Origin of the sequence: Bacillus paralicheniformis, from assembly GCF_002993925.1 — a bacterium.
In the GTDB taxonomy this organism is placed as follows: domain Bacteria; phylum Bacillota; class Bacilli; order Bacillales; family Bacillaceae; genus Bacillus; species Bacillus paralicheniformis.
The window spans coordinates 1,396,812-1,411,749 of sequence record NZ_CP023665.1; the positions used below are offsets into that span (position 1 = coordinate 1,396,812).

The window sequence follows — 14,938 nt, forward strand, 5'->3', positions numbered from 1 at the left end:
GGCTGAACAAATTTAATTTTATAAAAAATAGTCATCATGAGTTTTATGAGCTAAAAGAAAACGATCTAATAAAAGCGGAAGATAGACTTGGTTTTCGATTTCCTAAAGAACTCAGAGAATTTTATTTAGAAATTGGGTACGGGTTTATAAGAGGGAATAAAAGTGCAATAAACAGATTTTTAGATCCCGCTACTATCACAGATATCACTTTAAGGGAAGATATTTACGAATTTGACCCTGATTTAGATGATATATATGAAGATGAAGACAGGCTTGTTTTTTATGAGGTAAATGAAGGTGTATATTTAACGCTTGATTTAAATGATACCGATAAGTCATCGGTATTCTTTTTTGATAAAAAAATAGCTGACTCTATAGAGGGATTTATCAAAAAAGTTGATCAAAATGATCGATACTTTGAAGATATGGAAGATTAAACATTTTTTTGGATGGAGCTCTTGCAAAGCTGGACTGCTAAAACAACAGAAAAAACCGAGCAGATATTTTTCTGCTCGGTTTAAAAGCTAATACCTCGGCCAGCCTTTGGAATCCCAGTATAAATCATTAATCAGCAGCTTAGGCGCTCCATTGTCAAGCGCATCATAACCATGTCTGACGATGATGTTGCCGTTCACGATATCTGCGCCGCCCGGGCCCTTCCATTGGTCGTTTCCGGAGTCGAGGATTGTGCCTCCGCCTTCCGTCATTTTCTTGCCGCTTTTGTCATAGTAAGGTCCCGTGATTTTTGTTGAGCGGCCGTAAGCGATTTTATACGTGCTGTTCACACCTTGACAGCATTTATCGAACGAAACGAATAAATAATAGTAGCCGTTTTTATATGTGATAGACGGCGCTTCAACCGCTCCGCCATGGCTCGGCCTTGATGCGATCGAATAAACCTTCCCTGTAGGTTTCATCGTTTTTTTATCAAGCTTTGTCAGCTTGATGCCGCTCCAAAACGAGCCGAAGGACAGCCACGGATTTCCTTCTTTATCAATGACTAACTCAGGGTCGATCGCATTATAATTGTTCGAGGTCGTCGTCCGGGTGACAAGCCCGTCGTCGCGCCAATTTCCGGAAGAGATCCGGTCTGTTGAAGCCAGTCCGATCGCCGAAGTATTGGAGCCGAACGCGGATACCGCATAATAAAGCCAATAGCGACCATTGTAATAGCTGATATCAGGCGCCCATTGGTTTTTTTCATGGTTTGGCACGAACTTTTTCCACCATGATAATGGAGTTGTAAAAATACTTGGCGCTGGGCTCCACGTTTTTCCGTCTGTCGATTTGATGACGCGGATTCCATTGCCGATACCAGTACCGAATGTATACCATGTATTTCCTTCTTTAATCATGGAAGGATCATGAATAACGTTGTCTCCTTTTGTATCCCAAAAAGCCGCTGATGTTGGCTCAGCTCCCGAAAAAATAAGCAGAAAAAATAAAATGAAACCAGAAATAATCGTCTTAGCCACAGTTGTTCTCCTTTCAAATCTCCATATCCTTTAACAATCGGTCCTCCCTTTGAGAAATATTTCCCAACAACACGCACTTTATTTTAGCAGGGGTTCGGTCTCTCTCAATCAGACAAAGGACTTGTTTTGTAGTCCTGAAATAAAGTGGAAAACCCAGAAAATATCCATATTTAAAAAACAATCAAACAAAAGTCATTTTTTCGTCTGAATGTTAAAGAGTTGGAGGTGATTAATTCGACTTACTTTGGATTATTTTGGATATTGTGAATTATGAAAAAATAATGTGGTTGTTCAAAAGCATTGGAAGAAGAAGCACGGTTTACCCTCGAATATTTTCATTTATCCCGAGAGGTGAATGACACTATTAGTTGATTTAGTGGGTTGAAATTGGTAATATGAATTTGAAGATAGACTGTCAAAATCATAAAAAGACCACAGGTGCGTCATCAACGTATCGCTCAAACGTTCAGGTGTATTTTTTTAAAAGAAATGCATAAAATAAAAAAGACCCGACTGCGCCAACAGTCGAGTCGATTGTACAAAGCGGCCCAACAAGGGCTTGGCTCAGTCATTTTAAATATAGACTTCCCTTTGAACATTACCAGGGCTCAAGGGAAGTCTATTTTTCTTTCTTCGACAACACGGCAATTAACATGCCGAAAGCAATCATTAACGAGATTGTTTCGTATGCTGTCATAAGCCTCACCCCCTTTCATAGGGGATGAGCCAACTTCCCTTGAGTGAGCCCGAACTTTGTACAAACAATATTTTACCATAACTCTTTCGATCAGCGACTGTTTTTTGTTGAATGAAGACATATAGAGTATGAGAGGTAAGAATGGAAAAAATCAAACGCAAAAACGGCAGAAAATCCGTTGAAAATCAACGTTTTCCTGCCGTTCGATTCGGTATGATTCCGACTGGGCTCGAACCAGCGACCTCTACCCTGTAAAGGTAGGCGATAGCAATCCTATAAGTCAACGGTCAGTCAGTGGTATGTTAACGAAAAAAGACGCCTATTTTGGCGCCTCTATCTCGTCTTAAATCCGTTCACAAAGCTCTCTCCGTCCTTTTCTGTCGCAATAAGCTGCTGGGCGCTTTGGCTGATTCGCTGAGCGAGCGCCTGCCGCGCTTTTCCTTCGAAGCTGTAGAGAAGCGATGAATAGACGCTGTTCATTTCTTTTTGTATATCGTCTATCTTAAACTTCGGTCTTAGTGTCGTTTTAATGCCTTCAAGCTTCGTTGCGGCTGATACCCTCATGCCCGTTTTCAGCATTTGAAGCTGATTGCGCCGTATGAGGAGCGTATCTTCTTGATCACCGTTTAAGTTGTTGAGTGAGGCGAGTTTATTGAAATTTTCCATTATGTCATCTCCTAAAGCTTAAGCCAGTTTGCCAGCATTTTATCTTTCGATTTAAAATCTTTTGCGATCTGCGCAAGGTACCCGCTGATGTCTTCTAAATCTGAAATCGTATTTTGTAATGAGGCGATGTACGCTTTTTCGGCATGAACATCGTAAAAGAGCGGATTGCCTTTTTTGTCAAACGACTGCGCCAGGTTATTCAGCGTATTGTTTACATCGTCAAGCGTCAGCTTGTCGTATAAACCGTGACCGACTTGACGGTAGGTATCATGTTTCAGGTCGTTGATCTCGGCGTCGTGTTCCTGATAAGCGTTTTCGGCTTCCCGTTTCATCGTCCGGAGATCGTTGATCATCGCATTTACTTTTTGCGCGAGCTGCTTAGCGACTTCGGGTGTTACTTTAATTGCGCCACTTCCGGATGCAACTTCCGGTGGAAGCATTGCTTTTAAATTTTTATCGTATACGAGCTCATCGCCCTCTATATTTTGAACATTGCCGTTTTCGTCGAAGGTAAAGTTGCCTTTGTTGAGTCCGTGTGTATCCGGCATTCCCATTGCTGTCGTAGCAATGTAGTCTACAGCGACATTAAACACTGTGCCAAATATACCGCCGTTATACTTCGGATCTAGTCGTATTTGTCGTTCCACACGCGAAGTAGAGGGGTCTTTGGTATATATTGTTCTGCCTGCGTGTCGTTCGTACTCATCCCACCAGCCGGAACCAGTCATATCATCCGGATTGACAATCGCTTTTACAGACGAGTCATATTTGCCGCTTCGGATCTCCTTTTGCTTTTCTTCAGCATGCAATTTAACGACGGAAGGATTGTTGAATGCGACTGCGCATATATCATTGTTCACAGCGCTGTATTCAGCCTCTGCGCCGCCAAGAGAGTGTCCGGTTGTTGAAATAACCGTCGAGGTGCCTTTATACTTTTGTTTAACTTCCCGTACCAGATCGTCAGCTTGCCCGATTTGGGACGTTTTCGTAATTAATTTGTATTTACCGGTGCTAAGCATCGCGTCTTGTGAGGGGGTTGCGTTGTATTTTCCTATTGTTTTTGATGTATCCTTCGCATCTTTTTCGATTATGTATTGCGATTTCTTTTTCGGATCAAGACCCATAACAACGTTACCGCCGTCAGCGTCAACAACATCTTGAAAGAATTGGCTTTTAGGATCAGTTCCTGCGAAGGCTACGACGACATTTTTAGGGTTATCTGATTTTACCCACTTACCACCTTCAGTTTTTTTGCCCTGGGAAAAAACTACGGCATCTAGTCCTGTATCATGGTCTCTCTTAATCTTTTCGACAAACCAATAGGTTTTTTGATCTGTTTGTATTGGTTTCCCTGTCTTTAACTTACTATCTAATCTATCGCGATTGTAAGATTCTTGACTTAGCGTATAATAAGTTTTATCTGTTATTTTTGGAACTTTTATCTTGTCGCTCATATACATCGCCTCTTTATTTTTGTAAAATAGGATAAGAAAGGGTTGATTTTCAAATGAAAAAGTACATAATTATCCTTATTTTAATAATTATAGCAGTTGGGGGATTTTTTATGAAGCATCAGCACGATCAAAAAGAAAAAGAGATTGCTTTATTTGAAGAAGCTCAGAATCATATGGAAAAGTTTTTAAAAACCAATTATAAAGATGTTGATAATATCCACTTTTCCGATGATTATTATATTAATCCAATGGGAGGTATAACAGTAGAGGGACATACGAACGGAGATAAAGAGTTTGAAGGTTTGTATGATCCGGGAAATAAAGAAATATTGTCATATACCGTGGATGCTGAACCTAAAGAAGAATGTAAAGATGAGTTGTGTACTCGATGATAGAATAATAGCCCGCTCACCAGAGACGGGCTTTTTTCTTTATATGCGCTTTTTCATGCCCTACCGCACTATATGGTTTACTGTTCGTCTTTAATCTCCTTAACATACTCTATAGGCACGTTTAATCCTCTACTAATAATAAATAATGTTGTGATGTCATATCTGTTATTCGTTTTAAATCTGCTTATTGTTGCCTCTGTAGTACCAACCAACTCAGCTAATTCCTTTTGACTTTGAATTCCCTTTTCTTTCATAACCTCAATCGATCGGCAGGTCATCAGCTTGGACTCGCGATTTATCTTTATGAAAAGACGAATCTGAGTGTTCGCATGACTTACATCATCCCGGGAACAAGCAACTATACCCTGAAGGGTTATGAAGATGTCATTGTATTAGAAAATAATGACCGAGACGCTCAGAAGGTTGATTTATTAGCTGCCTCTCCGCGACTTATGTTGACCAATAACGGAGAAACAGACGTGAAAATTAAAAACCTTGTGGTTACTCATTTCTTGTAAGATCACGCCGTAAAAAACGGTGTTTTTATTTTGCCTCGGAGGAGGTGAAAACGATGTGAGAACGGGAGGATTAAGGGAGATGTCGCAAACAAACGAATACGAAGTTTTTCAGAAAGAGATTAAAGAGATCAAGGCGGATCAAAAAACGCTTGAGAAACGTGTCAGCACCCTGGAAAGAACTTCTGAACGCCATGATCAGCAGATTATCTCTATCAATGAAAAGCTGAACAAGATCGAGGAAAACACAACTTGGATCAAGCGCAGTATCACCGGCGCGATCATTACAGCGGTCAGCACCGGCATCATTGGCGGCGCAATCGCTGTTTTTTATAATCTACTGCAGAAATAAGGAGGTAAACACAATATGAAAAACTTAGACAAAGGCACGGTCATCAGGACGGTGCTTCTTTTTGTTGCATTGGTAAACCAGACATTGATCATGTTTGGAAAATCAGCTTTGCCGATCAGCGAGGATCAGGTCAATACGTTGGCCGACGCTTTGTATTTGGCCGGCTCCACGATTTTTACAATCGTCACGACGTTGGTCGCTTGGTTCAAAAACAACTATGTCACAAGCAAAGGAAAGTTGCAGAAAGAGACTTTGAAACAAAAGGGATTAACGAAATGAGGTTGCCGGCTGGCAGCCTTTTTTATTTAAAACAAAATTGGAGGAGTTCAAATGGTTAAAGTCGTGAAAAACTTTGTGAAAGTCAATCAATATACTCGTCCAGGGCTGAAGTTGGCAGGAGTGAAAGGGATTGTCATGCACTATACGGCGACGCCGGGCGCTTCTGCATTGAATGAGAGGGATTACTTCAATGGCACATGTATAGCCATTAAACGCAAAGCTTCAGCTCATTATTTTGTGGACCGTAAAGAAGCGCAGCACATCATTCCTGAAAATGAAGTCGCGTACCATGCACATGATAAAAACCGCTGTTATGTGAGTTTTCTTAAACCGAACGCCAACACAAAGTCAATCAGCGTTGAAATGTGTGTCGAAAAAGACGGCATGATTCACAGTGAAACGGTTCAGAATGCCGCTGAATTGGTTGCCGACCTGTGCAAGCGTTACGGTCTTTCTACTAACAAAATCGTCCGCCATTACGATGTAACAAACAAAATTTGTCCGGCACCGTGGGTGAGCGATTCCAGCCAGCTGACGACATTCAGGAAAAAAGTCGATTCCCTGCTTGGAAATAAAACGGTGTCAAAGACAACATCATCAACGAGCCAGTCAAGCAAATCCACAGGGACCATTCTGAAAAAAGGGGCGTCCGGTTCCCAGGTCAAGGCGCTGCAGAAACGTTTGATTGCCGCTGGCTTCTCACTGCCGAAATACGGGGCTGATGGGTCTTACGAAAATGAAACGGTGCAAGCTGTCAAAGCGTTACAAAAGAAAGCGGGTATCGCGGTGGATGGAATTTACGGTCCAGCAACGGAAAAGGCCCTTGCAGCCATTGGAGCGAAAAAGAAAAAGCCTTCCTCTAACGGCAAAAAAACATCCTACCCGCTGCCGTCTGGCATCTATAAGGTGAAAAGCCCACTGATGAAAGGGACAGGCGTCCGACAGATTCAAGAGGCTCTAGCTGCCCTCTATTTCTATCCAGACAAAGGAGCGAAGAATAACGGCATAGATGGTTATTACGGACCGAAAACGGCGAACGCAGTCAAACGTTTCCAGTTAATGCACGGGTTGTCTGCAGATGGCATTTATGGATCTGACACTAAAGCAAAGCTTAAAACTTTATTAAAATAGAAATAAAAAACCCCTTCTAAAGTGGAAGGGGTTTTTAAACATGTTCGAATATTCTATATCGAGCTTTTTTAATTAATTCTTTTCGTTTGTTCTTTTGTTGATCTATCAAGTCTGCTTCTCTTTCAAGTTTTGCTAACATCAGTTCCAAATCTTCTTTTGAAATTTTATTGTCATTAAAAAGCTTGGTTATTGCTGTTTTTTGGAGTGTATATTTGCTGTTCAATTTAATCAACTCCTTAGATTAAGATTCAACATTAGCAGCAACTTCATCAACAAAATCATCGAAATCTCTGTCAAGGTTTTGGTCACCAATATCTTCATCTTGTACAAGTTCGTAATATTCACCTAAAATGCCACTTATAATAGAGCAATAAAGTTGTCCTATTTGTAACGTATTATCACTCATTTCTCTTTTTGCGTCAATGGTAACAACTCCCCATTCACTTATTGGAATACATATCAGTGAGCTATATGTATTAGAAGAATCTGATTCTTTCCAGTCAGCATCTTTGGTCACATCAACAATATTTATTGATTCTGATTTTCTAAAACATCGTCCAGCTATAGAGTGATTTATATCTAAAACTCTATTACCCGGATAATCAAGAGGAAAGCCCGAACTTCCACAAAGTAACCTAAGACCTGTGTCATCATTTATCCAAAACCCGCATCTGTGCATTTCGCCAATGTCAGTTTTAATGACAGCGGTAAGTCCCTCCAAAATTTTATTGATGGCATGTAGTACATCATCGCCAGTCGAACCTGATCGGTTTTTTTGTATTAACACTAACAAATCGACAAAGGTTTTAGCATTGGAGATAGCGACAGTTAGTTGTTCTGTAAGTAGCTTATTGTGCAGATTTTCATTTTTAAGTGTTTCTCTTTCTTCTAAAAGCTTGATAACCTTATTTTCTTTATTTGCATTATCAGCAAATCGTTTTACAGCAATATATACAAAAACACCGATAATTATGAGTATAACAATTAGAATAATACTAGAAATGATAAAAAACCAAGGTGGACTCTTGTCCAAAAAAGCTGAAACAATATCTCCCATAGTTTGCATACCCTTCTTTTTCTTCATTATAACATTATTTGGACAAATTTTCGGGGAGAAATTTACTTGGTCTTATTTTAAACTTTGCGTAAATCACATTAAACAGATTCATAAAATTTGTATCCCTTTTAAATACTTCACATGCAGCAGCCTCTGTTTTACTTCATCTATATAATTAACATGTCCTGTTACTTCTTCAATAAAACCGTCTCTGTATACACTAATGATCAGAACCGAGTTGAATTCCATCGCCTCGCATATAACACGTTCCGTGTCTTTTATTTGGGCCATATCAAGAACCGGCTTTTTTCACTCTATTGTGGTAAGTTTCTAATTCTCGAAGCAAACTGACATGCTCCAGCAGCATCAATGTCATTGATTAAAGAAGTTTTTTGCCAACAATTCGCCAACAATTCAATTCATCAGGGCGTATTTAAAGTAATGCATAAAAAAACAAACCCTTGATATACAAGGGTTTGTTGGTATGATTCCGACTGGGCTCGAACCAGCGACCTCTACCCTGTCAAGGTAGCGCTCTCCCAGCTGAGCTACGGAATCATGGTATGTAACACTGGGTATTTGTTTTGCTGACAAGTTCTATTATATGCAGATTAGATGGATTCGTCAATAGTTTTTCGATTTTTTTTTGAGAACTGGGAAAGAGTCTTGCAGTACGCCGCGCGTTATGAAAATATTGTCTTATATAGAAGTCAAAAGGGAGCAGAATTGGATGGATCTGATACCTAAAAGTGTTGATAGTATTTTAATCGTATTTTTAGCAATCTTTTTTATGTGGAAATTCGTTTATGAAATTAAACATGAGAAGCGGAAGGCTGTTATCTTGCTTTTGCTGCTCATCAATGTCTATTTTATTGTAAAAGTGTTCAATCTCGTGTTGCAATTGATGTAGCCAATATCAAAATGCAGTTAAGGAGACTAAAAAACCAATGAAAACAGAAAAGCAAAAAATGCTGGACGGAGAGCTTTATCTTGCTTCTGATCCGGTGCTGTGCCATGACAGACTCAAGGCGCGCAACATTACGAATGAATTCAACCATTCGAACGAAATCGACGACAATAAAAGGACCAAGCTGATCAAAGAGCTGTTTGGTTCAACAGGGGAAACGCTCCACATCGAACCGGTGTTTCGCTGTGATTACGGCTTTAACATACATGTCGGGGAAAATTTCTTCGCCAATTTTGACTGTGTTTTCCTCGATGTATGCGAAATCCGGATAGGCGATCATTGTATGCTCGGACCGGGCGTTCATATTTATACGGCGACCCATCCGCTCGATCCGTCCGAAAGGATAAGCGGTGCGGAGTACGGGATACCTGTCATCATCGGACGGAACGTCTGGATTGGCGGCAGAGCGGTCATCAATCCCGGCGTCAAGGTCGGCGACAATGCAGTGATAGCTTCCGGAGCCGTCGTGACAAAAGATGTCCCGGACAATGCCATCGTCGGCGGCAATCCGGCGAAAATAATTAAATACGTTGACGGCAAAAACACCAATTCTATGTGATTGGTGTTTTTATATAGACGCGGTGAATGTTGGAGTTGATCAAACATCCGCGGGAAGGAGATTTCTCCCGCGGATTTAAGTGTTATCGGGTGACCGTAATATTGTTGATGACCAGCTGTCCCAATGAATTGAGATACGAAAATGTCGCTTTGCCTGGGCTGACGGCTTTTACGTACACGCGGTCCGAGGTGACGCTGACGGTAATGGCGCTGCCGCTGTAGGACACGTTTGAAATGCCGACGTATTGATCTTCCTGTCCGACTTTCATCGGCCTGTTGATGACGATCGCCTGAGGGGCGAAGATTCCTTGTGCAGATGCGTGAGAAGAGAGACTTTCAGTTTTAGAGAGTTCCTGGGCTTGTACATGCATGGGACTTCCCGAAACAGCAAGCATACCTGCCAGTAATGATGAAGCAACTAAACTTTTACTTAACCACTTCATAACCATCATCTCTTTTCCTATGTGATAGTTCCAGGATATGGCATCTCCAGCCGGCAGTCAATCGTTTCCAGTGATGATTCACACATTGGACAAACGAAAACAAACATTTCGTGAAGCGGGCAGGAAGAACGGATCATCATTCCGAAGCTGTTCTTTGGTTCAAAGCGTTAATAAAGGTTTTTACATTTTTTTTGTCTTGCATGACGGGTGAATATATATATGAAAGCGTCCTGGTAAAGGTTTGATTTTTCAGCCGGATCACGGAAAGGTTTCCATGCTGCACGTCTCTTTCAATGACGCTTTCAGACAGGAGTGACAGGCCGATGCCTGTCATGAGCGTTTCTTTGATCCCCTGGTTGCTGCTGATCGTCAGAAACGACTTGACTTTCAAACCGTTTGAACGGATGACATGGTTTAAGTATTCGCGTGTACCTGAGCCGACTTCGCGTGTTACCCATGTTTGATTTTGCAGATCGGCCATTGTCACGTCCTGTTTGGCGGCAAGCGGGTGATTACTTGAAGCGGTGATAAACAATTCGTCCTGCATAAAGGCGTGGACAGAAAGCTCTTTTTCATTTGTCTGGCCTTCGATCAAGCCGATGTCCACTTTGTACAGGCGGACGGACTGCACGATTTCTTCCGTGTTTCCAATGACCGCCTTGAGTTCGAGCTCAGGATATTCTTTTTGAAGGTCGAACAAGAGCGATGGCAAAATGTATTCGCCGATTGTGAAGCTTGCACCGATTTTCAGCTCGCCTTTGATCGAGTTGTGGTGATCGAGAATGTCCTGCCGCGTTTGTTCATATATGGTGATCATTTGTTTGGCGCGGTCGTATAAAATTTCACCGGTCGGCGTGATTTTCAAATATTTCGGAGAGCGTTCAAATAATTTCGTCTGGAACTCTTTTTCAAGATTTTTAATGTGCATGCTCACGCTCGGCTGTGACATGAGAAGAAGCTCGGCCGTTTTTGTGAAATTTTTGACTTCTGCAAGGGTAACGAATGTCTTCAGCGCATCATAATGCACACGAATCTCTCCTTTATTAAAAATTTTAATAGCTGTGATAATTAATATATATTTTACTAATGTTGAGTATTCCAGTAAACTTTAAATTAGAATCTTTTTTAGGAATGTTTGGTTTGAAGCAGGCTGACGCCGAGCGGTAAAGGGGACGTGGTGAGTGAGCGCTTACAATATTTCTTTGCAGCAAAGCCGTGATCGACAGATGTTTTGCGTCAATAAAACCGATTTGATTTATAGGAATAGTGGATATATGATGAATGTAATCCTTTTCCGTTTCAAACAAGTCATAATTTTTTTATTCCTTAGTGAGGTGGATATCGTTGCAACTTCAGGTAATGAACAGTCCTTTTAACCAGGAGCAGGCAGAGCTCCTCAACCGCCTTCTGCCAACTTTGACGGCATCACAAAAAGCCTGGCTGAGCGGTTATCTGGCGGCTGTGCAAACCGCCGATGCCGCGGCGGCGCTTGAAACATTGCCGGCGGAAGCTCCGGCTGCAAGTCCGGCCCAGCCTGTTTCCAAAGAAGTGACCATTTTATTCGGGTCGCAGACAGGAAATGCACAGGGACTTGCTGAAAACGCGGCTAAGACGCTTACAGAACGGGGCTTTCAAGTTACCGTCTCTGCAATGAGCGATTTTAAGCCGAACCAATTGAAAAAATTAAAAAACCTTCTCATCGTCGTCAGCACGCACGGAGAAGGGGATCCGCCGGACAACGCGCTGTCATTCCATGAATTTCTCCATGGCAGACGGGCTCCGAAGCTCGATGATTTCCGTTATTCTGTGCTGGCTCTTGGCGACACGTCGTATGAATTTTTCTGCCAGACCGGAAAAGAGTTTGATCAGCGGCTTGGTGAGCTGGGGGGCACAAGGCTCCATCCGCGCGTCGATTGCGATCTCGATTATGATGAACCGGCTGCAGCATGGCTTGAGGGTGTCATCTCAAGCTTAAACGAAGGACAGGAACAGGGCGCAAGCTCAGCACCTGCTCAAACGGCAGCACCGCAAGCAGCAGGAGGAGAAACGGTATATTCGAGAAAAAATCCGTTCAGAGCGGAAGTGCTGGAAAATTTGAATTTAAACGGCCGCGGATCAAATAAAGAAACGCGCCACCTTGAATTATCGCTCGAAGGCTCAGGCCTGACTTATGAACCTGGCGATGCGCTCGGCATTTTTCCGGAAAATGACCCGGAACTCGTGAACATGCTGCTGGCCGAGCTGAAATGGGATCCGAATGCTACCGTCACGGTTGATCAAGGGGAAAACCTTTCCCTGAAAGAAGCGTTGACTTCTTACTATGAAATTACGGTGCTGACAAAAAAATTTATTCAGCAGGCGGCAGAACTCATTGCAAATGAAAAGCTGCGCGAGCTTGTCGCTCAGGAAAACGCGGATCAATTAAAAGCATATATCGCAGGCCGCGACCTGATTGATTTCGTTCAGGATTTCGGTCCGATCGCAGTAGCTCCGCAGGATTTTGTTTCGATTCTTCGAAAAATTCCGCCGCGTCTTTATTCGATCGCATCAAGCTTCGCTGCAAATCCGGATGAGGTGCATTTGACGATCGGCGCTGTCCGCTACAATACGCACGGCAGAGACCGAAAAGGGGTCTGCTCGGTTTTATGTGCTGAACGCCTTCAGCCTGGCGACACGCTGCCTGTTTTTATTCAGCCGAATAAAAACTTTAAGCTGCCGGAAAATCCGGAGGCTCCGATTATCATGGTCGGTCCGGGCACAGGTGTTGCGCCGTTTAGGTCATTTATGCAGGAGCGCGAAGAAACCGGAGCACCGGGGAAATCGTGGATGTTCTTCGGCGACCAGCACTTCGTCACCGATTTCTTATATCAGACAGAATGGCAAAAGTGGCTGAGTGACGGCGTGCTGACAAAAATGGATGTCGCGTTCTCGCGGGATACGGAAGAAAAAGTATATGTACAGCACCGCATGCTTGAGCACAGCAAAGAACTGTTTGAGTGGCTTGAAGAAGGAGCGACTTTCTACGTTTGCGGCGACAAGAACAACATGGCCAAAGATGTTCAGAACGCATTGCTTGAAATTATCGAAAAAGAAGGCGGCAAAAGCCGCGAGGAAGCTGAAGCCTATCTGGCAGAAATGAAAAAGCAAAAACGTTATCAGCGCGATGTATACTGATTTTGATTGAAAGGGGACTTTTTCAACATGGGGAACGAAATATTAAAAGCGCCTGAAGGCCCGCCGAGTGATGTAGAACGCATTAAGAAAGAAAGCAACTATTTGCGCGGCACCCTGAAGGAATCGATGCTTGAGCCGCTTTCAGCCGGAATTTCCGATGACGACAACCGTCTGATGAAGCATCATGGCAGCTATTTGCAGGATGACCGCGATCTCCGCAATGAGCGTCAAAAGCAAAAGCTTGAGCCGGCGTATCAGTTCATGCTGCGCGTCCGGATGCCGGGCGGTGTCGCAACGCCTGAGCAGTGGCTTGTCATGGATGAGCTTGCCCGGAAATACGGAAATGGCACATTGAAGCTGACAACCCGGGAAACCTTCCAAATGCACGGCATTTTAAAATGGAACATGAAAAAAACGATTCAATCGATCCATTCAGCCATGCTGGATACGATTGCAGCATGCGGGGATGTTAACCGGAACGTCATGTGCGCTTCCAATCCGTATCAATCAGAAATCCACAGAGAAGTGTATGAATGGTCGAAAAAGCTGAGTGATGACCTCCTGCCGCGCACACGTGCGTATCATGAAATCTGGCTTGATGAAGAAAAAGTGGCCGGCACGCCTGATGCGGAAGAAGTCGAACCGATGTACGGACCGCTGTATCTGCCGCGGAAATTCAAAATCGGCATCGCCGTTCCGCCGTCAAATGATATCGACGTATTTTCCCAGGATCTTGGGTTTATCGCGATTGTGGAGGATGACAAACTCATCGGCTTCAACGTCGCGATCGGCGGCGGCATGGGCATGACCCATGGAGACAAAGCAACGTATCCGCAGCTTGCCAAAGTCATTGGCTTCTGCAAGCCTGATCAGTTATATGATGTCGCCGAAAAAACGATTACGATTCAGCGGGACTACGGAAACCGCTCGGTTCGCAAAAATGCCCGCTTCAAGTACACAATTGACCGCCTCGGCTTGGAAACGGTCAAAAACGAGCTGGAAAACCGCCTCGGCTGGAGCCTCGCTGAAGCAAAGCCGTATCATTTCGAGCATAACGGCGACCGCTACGGCTGGGTAAAGGGTGTAAACGGAAGATGGCACTTTACAATGTTTGTTGAGGGCGGCCGCGTCACTGATTATGATGATTACAAGCTGATGACCGGCTTAAGGGAGATCGCCAAAGTTCATACCGGCGATATCCGCCTCACAGCCAATCAAAACTTGATCATTGCCAATGTCACAAGCCAAAAGAAGAAAAAGATCAGCGAACTGATCGAACAGTTTGGTTTGACTGACGGCAGGCATTATACAGCGCTCCGCCGCAGCTCGATCGCATGCGTCGCACTGCCGACGTGCGGATTGGCGATGGCCGAAGCGGAACGATATTTGCCAAAGCTGATTGACAAAATTGATGAAATCATTGAAGAAAACGGCTTGAAGAATGAAGAGATTACCATCCGCATGACGGGATGCCCGAACGGCTGCGCCCGCCATGCGCTCGGCGAAATCGGCTTCATCGGAAAAGCCCCTGGCAAGTACAACATGTACCTCGGCGCCGCTTTTGACGGCAGCCGTCTAAGTAAAATGTACCGGGAAAACATCGGTGAAGAAGAAATTTTAAAAGAACTTCGCGACATTCTTCCGCGCTATGCGAAAGAACGCAATGAAGGAGAACATTTCGGAGATTTCGTCATCCGCGCCGGAATTGTTAAAGAAACGACGGACGGAACGAATTTCCATGATTGATGAGCATTTTTTAAAAAACGCCTCAGCCCTTT

General features: G+C 43.4%; 18 protein-coding genes, 1 tRNA gene and 2 pseudogenes. 10 read left to right on the top strand and 11 right to left on the bottom strand.

Features of this window, described 5'->3' with window-relative positions; all coding sequences use genetic code 11:
- Positions 1-2 precede the first annotated feature (2 nt).
- On the top strand, positions 3-437 hold the full coding sequence (locus CP943_RS07110; protein WP_026579886.1) for an SMI1/KNR4 family protein: 435 nt from the start codon (positions 3-5) through the stop codon (positions 435-437).
- Between the two features lie 87 nt (positions 438-524).
- Here CP943_RS07110 and CP943_RS07115 read toward each other — a convergent pair whose 3' ends face one another.
- The 4 genes from CP943_RS07115 to CP943_RS07130 form a co-directional block, all read right to left on the bottom strand.
- Entirely contained in the window at positions 525-1,475 is a 951-nt protein-coding gene (locus CP943_RS07115; protein WP_020450979.1) for an arabinan endo-1,5-alpha-L-arabinosidase AbnA, read from the bottom strand.
- A 619-nt stretch (positions 1,476-2,094) separates the two neighbouring features.
- Positions 2,095-2,172 carry a putative holin-like toxin gene (locus CP943_RS22635; RefSeq protein ID WP_023856690.1) on the bottom strand — a complete coding sequence of 26 codons (78 nt, stop codon included), beginning with the start codon at positions 2,170-2,172 and terminating at the stop codon, positions 2,095-2,097.
- A gap of 333 nt (positions 2,173-2,505) precedes the next feature.
- Positions 2,506-2,838 carry a hypothetical protein gene (locus CP943_RS07125; protein WP_026579884.1) on the bottom strand — a complete coding sequence of 111 codons (333 nt, stop codon included), beginning with the start codon at positions 2,836-2,838 and terminating at the stop codon, positions 2,506-2,508.
- Between the two features lie 11 nt (positions 2,839-2,849).
- A complete protein-coding gene (locus CP943_RS07130) occupies positions 2,850-4,292 on the bottom strand; it encodes a lipase family protein (RefSeq protein WP_035399955.1) in 1,443 nt (480 codons plus the stop codon).
- A gap of 53 nt (positions 4,293-4,345) precedes the next feature.
- Here CP943_RS07130 and CP943_RS07135 point away from each other — a divergent pair, with 53 nt between their 5' ends.
- Positions 4,346-4,684, top strand: a complete 339-nt coding sequence (locus tag CP943_RS07135) for a DUF1433 domain-containing protein (RefSeq protein ID WP_020450982.1) — start codon at positions 4,346-4,348, stop codon at positions 4,682-4,684.
- 77 nt (positions 4,685-4,761) lie between these two features.
- Here CP943_RS07135 and CP943_RS07140 read toward each other — a convergent pair whose 3' ends face one another.
- Positions 4,762-4,962: a helix-turn-helix domain-containing protein gene (locus tag CP943_RS07140; RefSeq protein WP_020450983.1), complete on the bottom strand. Its 201-nt coding sequence runs from the start codon at positions 4,960-4,962 to the stop codon at positions 4,762-4,764.
- Positions 4,963-5,281: 319 nt separating this feature from the next.
- Here CP943_RS07140 and CP943_RS07150 point away from each other — a divergent pair, with 319 nt between their 5' ends.
- The 4 genes and pseudogenes from CP943_RS07150 to CP943_RS22645 form a co-directional block, all read left to right on the top strand.
- Positions 5,282-5,551 (top strand): hemolysin XhlA family protein, encoded by a 270-nt coding sequence (locus CP943_RS07150; protein WP_020450984.1) that lies wholly within the window; start codon positions 5,282-5,284, stop codon positions 5,549-5,551.
- 15 nt (positions 5,552-5,566) lie between these two features.
- The gene (locus CP943_RS07155; RefSeq protein ID WP_020450985.1) at positions 5,567-5,830 is read left to right on the top strand and encodes a phage holin; all 264 of its coding nucleotides are present in this window, start codon (positions 5,567-5,569) and stop codon (positions 5,828-5,830) included.
- Between the two features lie 135 nt (positions 5,831-5,965).
- Positions 5,966-6,595: pseudogene (locus CP943_RS22640) on the top strand (peptidoglycan recognition protein family protein); the annotation flags it as partial.
- Positions 6,596-6,706: 111 nt separating this feature from the next.
- A pseudogene (locus CP943_RS22645) lies at positions 6,707-6,961 on the top strand (peptidoglycan-binding domain-containing protein); the annotation flags it as partial.
- 34 nt (positions 6,962-6,995) lie between these two features.
- Here the strand turns inward: CP943_RS22645 and CP943_RS07165 are convergent.
- From CP943_RS07165 to CP943_RS07180, 4 genes are all read right to left on the bottom strand, one after another.
- Positions 6,996-7,184 carry a hypothetical protein gene (locus CP943_RS07165; protein ID WP_026579880.1) on the bottom strand — a complete coding sequence of 63 codons (189 nt, stop codon included), beginning with the start codon at positions 7,182-7,184 and terminating at the stop codon, positions 6,996-6,998.
- An 18-nt stretch (positions 7,185-7,202) separates the two neighbouring features.
- On the bottom strand, positions 7,203-8,018 hold the full coding sequence (locus CP943_RS07170; protein ID WP_026579879.1) for a GAF domain-containing protein: 816 nt from the start codon (positions 8,016-8,018) through the stop codon (positions 7,203-7,205).
- A 108-nt stretch (positions 8,019-8,126) separates the two neighbouring features.
- Positions 8,127-8,309, bottom strand: coding sequence for a YolD-like family protein (locus CP943_RS07175; RefSeq protein ID WP_020450988.1), 183 nt, complete (start codon positions 8,307-8,309; stop codon positions 8,127-8,129).
- A gap of 194 nt (positions 8,310-8,503) precedes the next feature.
- Positions 8,504-8,576: transfer RNA gene (locus CP943_RS07180), tRNA-Val, on the bottom strand.
- A gap of 172 nt (positions 8,577-8,748) precedes the next feature.
- Between CP943_RS07180 and CP943_RS07185 the strand changes: the two genes are divergently transcribed.
- Both CP943_RS07185 and CP943_RS07190 read left to right on the top strand, forming a co-directional pair.
- Complete coding sequence (locus tag CP943_RS07185) at positions 8,749-8,928, top strand: hypothetical protein (RefSeq protein ID WP_105980883.1); 180 nt, start codon at positions 8,749-8,751, stop codon at positions 8,926-8,928.
- Between the two features lie 37 nt (positions 8,929-8,965).
- Positions 8,966-9,544, top strand: a complete 579-nt coding sequence (locus tag CP943_RS07190; RefSeq protein ID WP_105980884.1) for a maltose acetyltransferase domain-containing protein — start codon at positions 8,966-8,968, stop codon at positions 9,542-9,544.
- A gap of 82 nt (positions 9,545-9,626) precedes the next feature.
- On the opposite strand, the gene CP943_RS07195 is transcribed toward CP943_RS07190, so the two are convergent.
- Positions 9,627-9,986: a hypothetical protein gene (locus CP943_RS07195; RefSeq protein WP_023856697.1), complete on the bottom strand. Its 360-nt coding sequence runs from the start codon at positions 9,984-9,986 to the stop codon at positions 9,627-9,629.
- Positions 9,987-10,122: 136 nt separating this feature from the next.
- Positions 10,123-11,013: a LysR family transcriptional regulator gene (locus CP943_RS07200; protein WP_020450991.1), complete on the bottom strand. Its 891-nt coding sequence runs from the start codon at positions 11,011-11,013 to the stop codon at positions 10,123-10,125.
- A gap of 317 nt (positions 11,014-11,330) precedes the next feature.
- Between CP943_RS07200 and CP943_RS07205 the strand changes: the two genes are divergently transcribed.
- Complete coding sequence (locus CP943_RS07205; RefSeq protein WP_020450992.1) at positions 11,331-13,160, top strand: assimilatory sulfite reductase (NADPH) flavoprotein subunit; 1,830 nt, start codon at positions 11,331-11,333, stop codon at positions 13,158-13,160.
- A gap of 27 nt (positions 13,161-13,187) precedes the next feature.
- A complete protein-coding gene (gene cysI, locus CP943_RS07210) occupies positions 13,188-14,906 on the top strand; it encodes an assimilatory sulfite reductase (NADPH) hemoprotein subunit (RefSeq protein WP_020450993.1) in 1,719 nt (572 codons plus the stop codon).
- The last annotated feature ends 32 nt before the right edge of the window (positions 14,907-14,938 follow it).

Bases quoted from the DNA above. Each gene is read 5' to 3' on its own strand.
- CP943_RS22635 (WP_023856690.1), bottom strand. From the start codon at position 2,172: ATGACAGCATACGAAACAATCTCGTTAATGATTGCTTTCGGCATGTTA.
- CP943_RS07125 (WP_026579884.1), bottom strand. From the start codon at position 2,838: ATGGAAAATTTCAATAAACTCGCCTCACTCAACAACTTAAACGGTGAT.
- CP943_RS07130 (WP_035399955.1), bottom strand. From the start codon at position 4,292: ATGAGCGACAAGATAAAAGTTCCAAAAATAACAGATAAAACTTATTAT.
- CP943_RS07135 (WP_020450982.1), top strand. From the start codon at position 4,346: ATGAAAAAGTACATAATTATCCTTATTTTAATAATTATAGCAGTTGGG.
- CP943_RS07140 (WP_020450983.1), bottom strand. From the start codon at position 4,962: ATGACCTGCCGATCGATTGAGGTTATGAAAGAAAAGGGAATTCAAAGT.
- CP943_RS07150 (WP_020450984.1), top strand. From the start codon at position 5,282: ATGTCGCAAACAAACGAATACGAAGTTTTTCAGAAAGAGATTAAAGAG.
- CP943_RS07155 (WP_020450985.1), top strand. From the start codon at position 5,567: ATGAAAAACTTAGACAAAGGCACGGTCATCAGGACGGTGCTTCTTTTT.
- CP943_RS07170 (WP_026579879.1), bottom strand. From the start codon at position 8,018: ATGGGAGATATTGTTTCAGCTTTTTTGGACAAGAGTCCACCTTGGTTT.
- CP943_RS07175 (WP_020450988.1), bottom strand. From the start codon at position 8,309: ATGGCCCAAATAAAAGACACGGAACGTGTTATATGCGAGGCGATGGAA.
- CP943_RS07185 (WP_105980883.1), top strand. From the start codon at position 8,749: ATGGATCTGATACCTAAAAGTGTTGATAGTATTTTAATCGTATTTTTA.
- CP943_RS07190 (WP_105980884.1), top strand. From the start codon at position 8,966: ATGAAAACAGAAAAGCAAAAAATGCTGGACGGAGAGCTTTATCTTGCT.
- CP943_RS07195 (WP_023856697.1), bottom strand. From the start codon at position 9,986: ATGAAGTGGTTAAGTAAAAGTTTAGTTGCTTCATCATTACTGGCAGGT.
- cysI (WP_020450993.1), top strand. From the start codon at position 13,188: ATGGGGAACGAAATATTAAAAGCGCCTGAAGGCCCGCCGAGTGATGTA.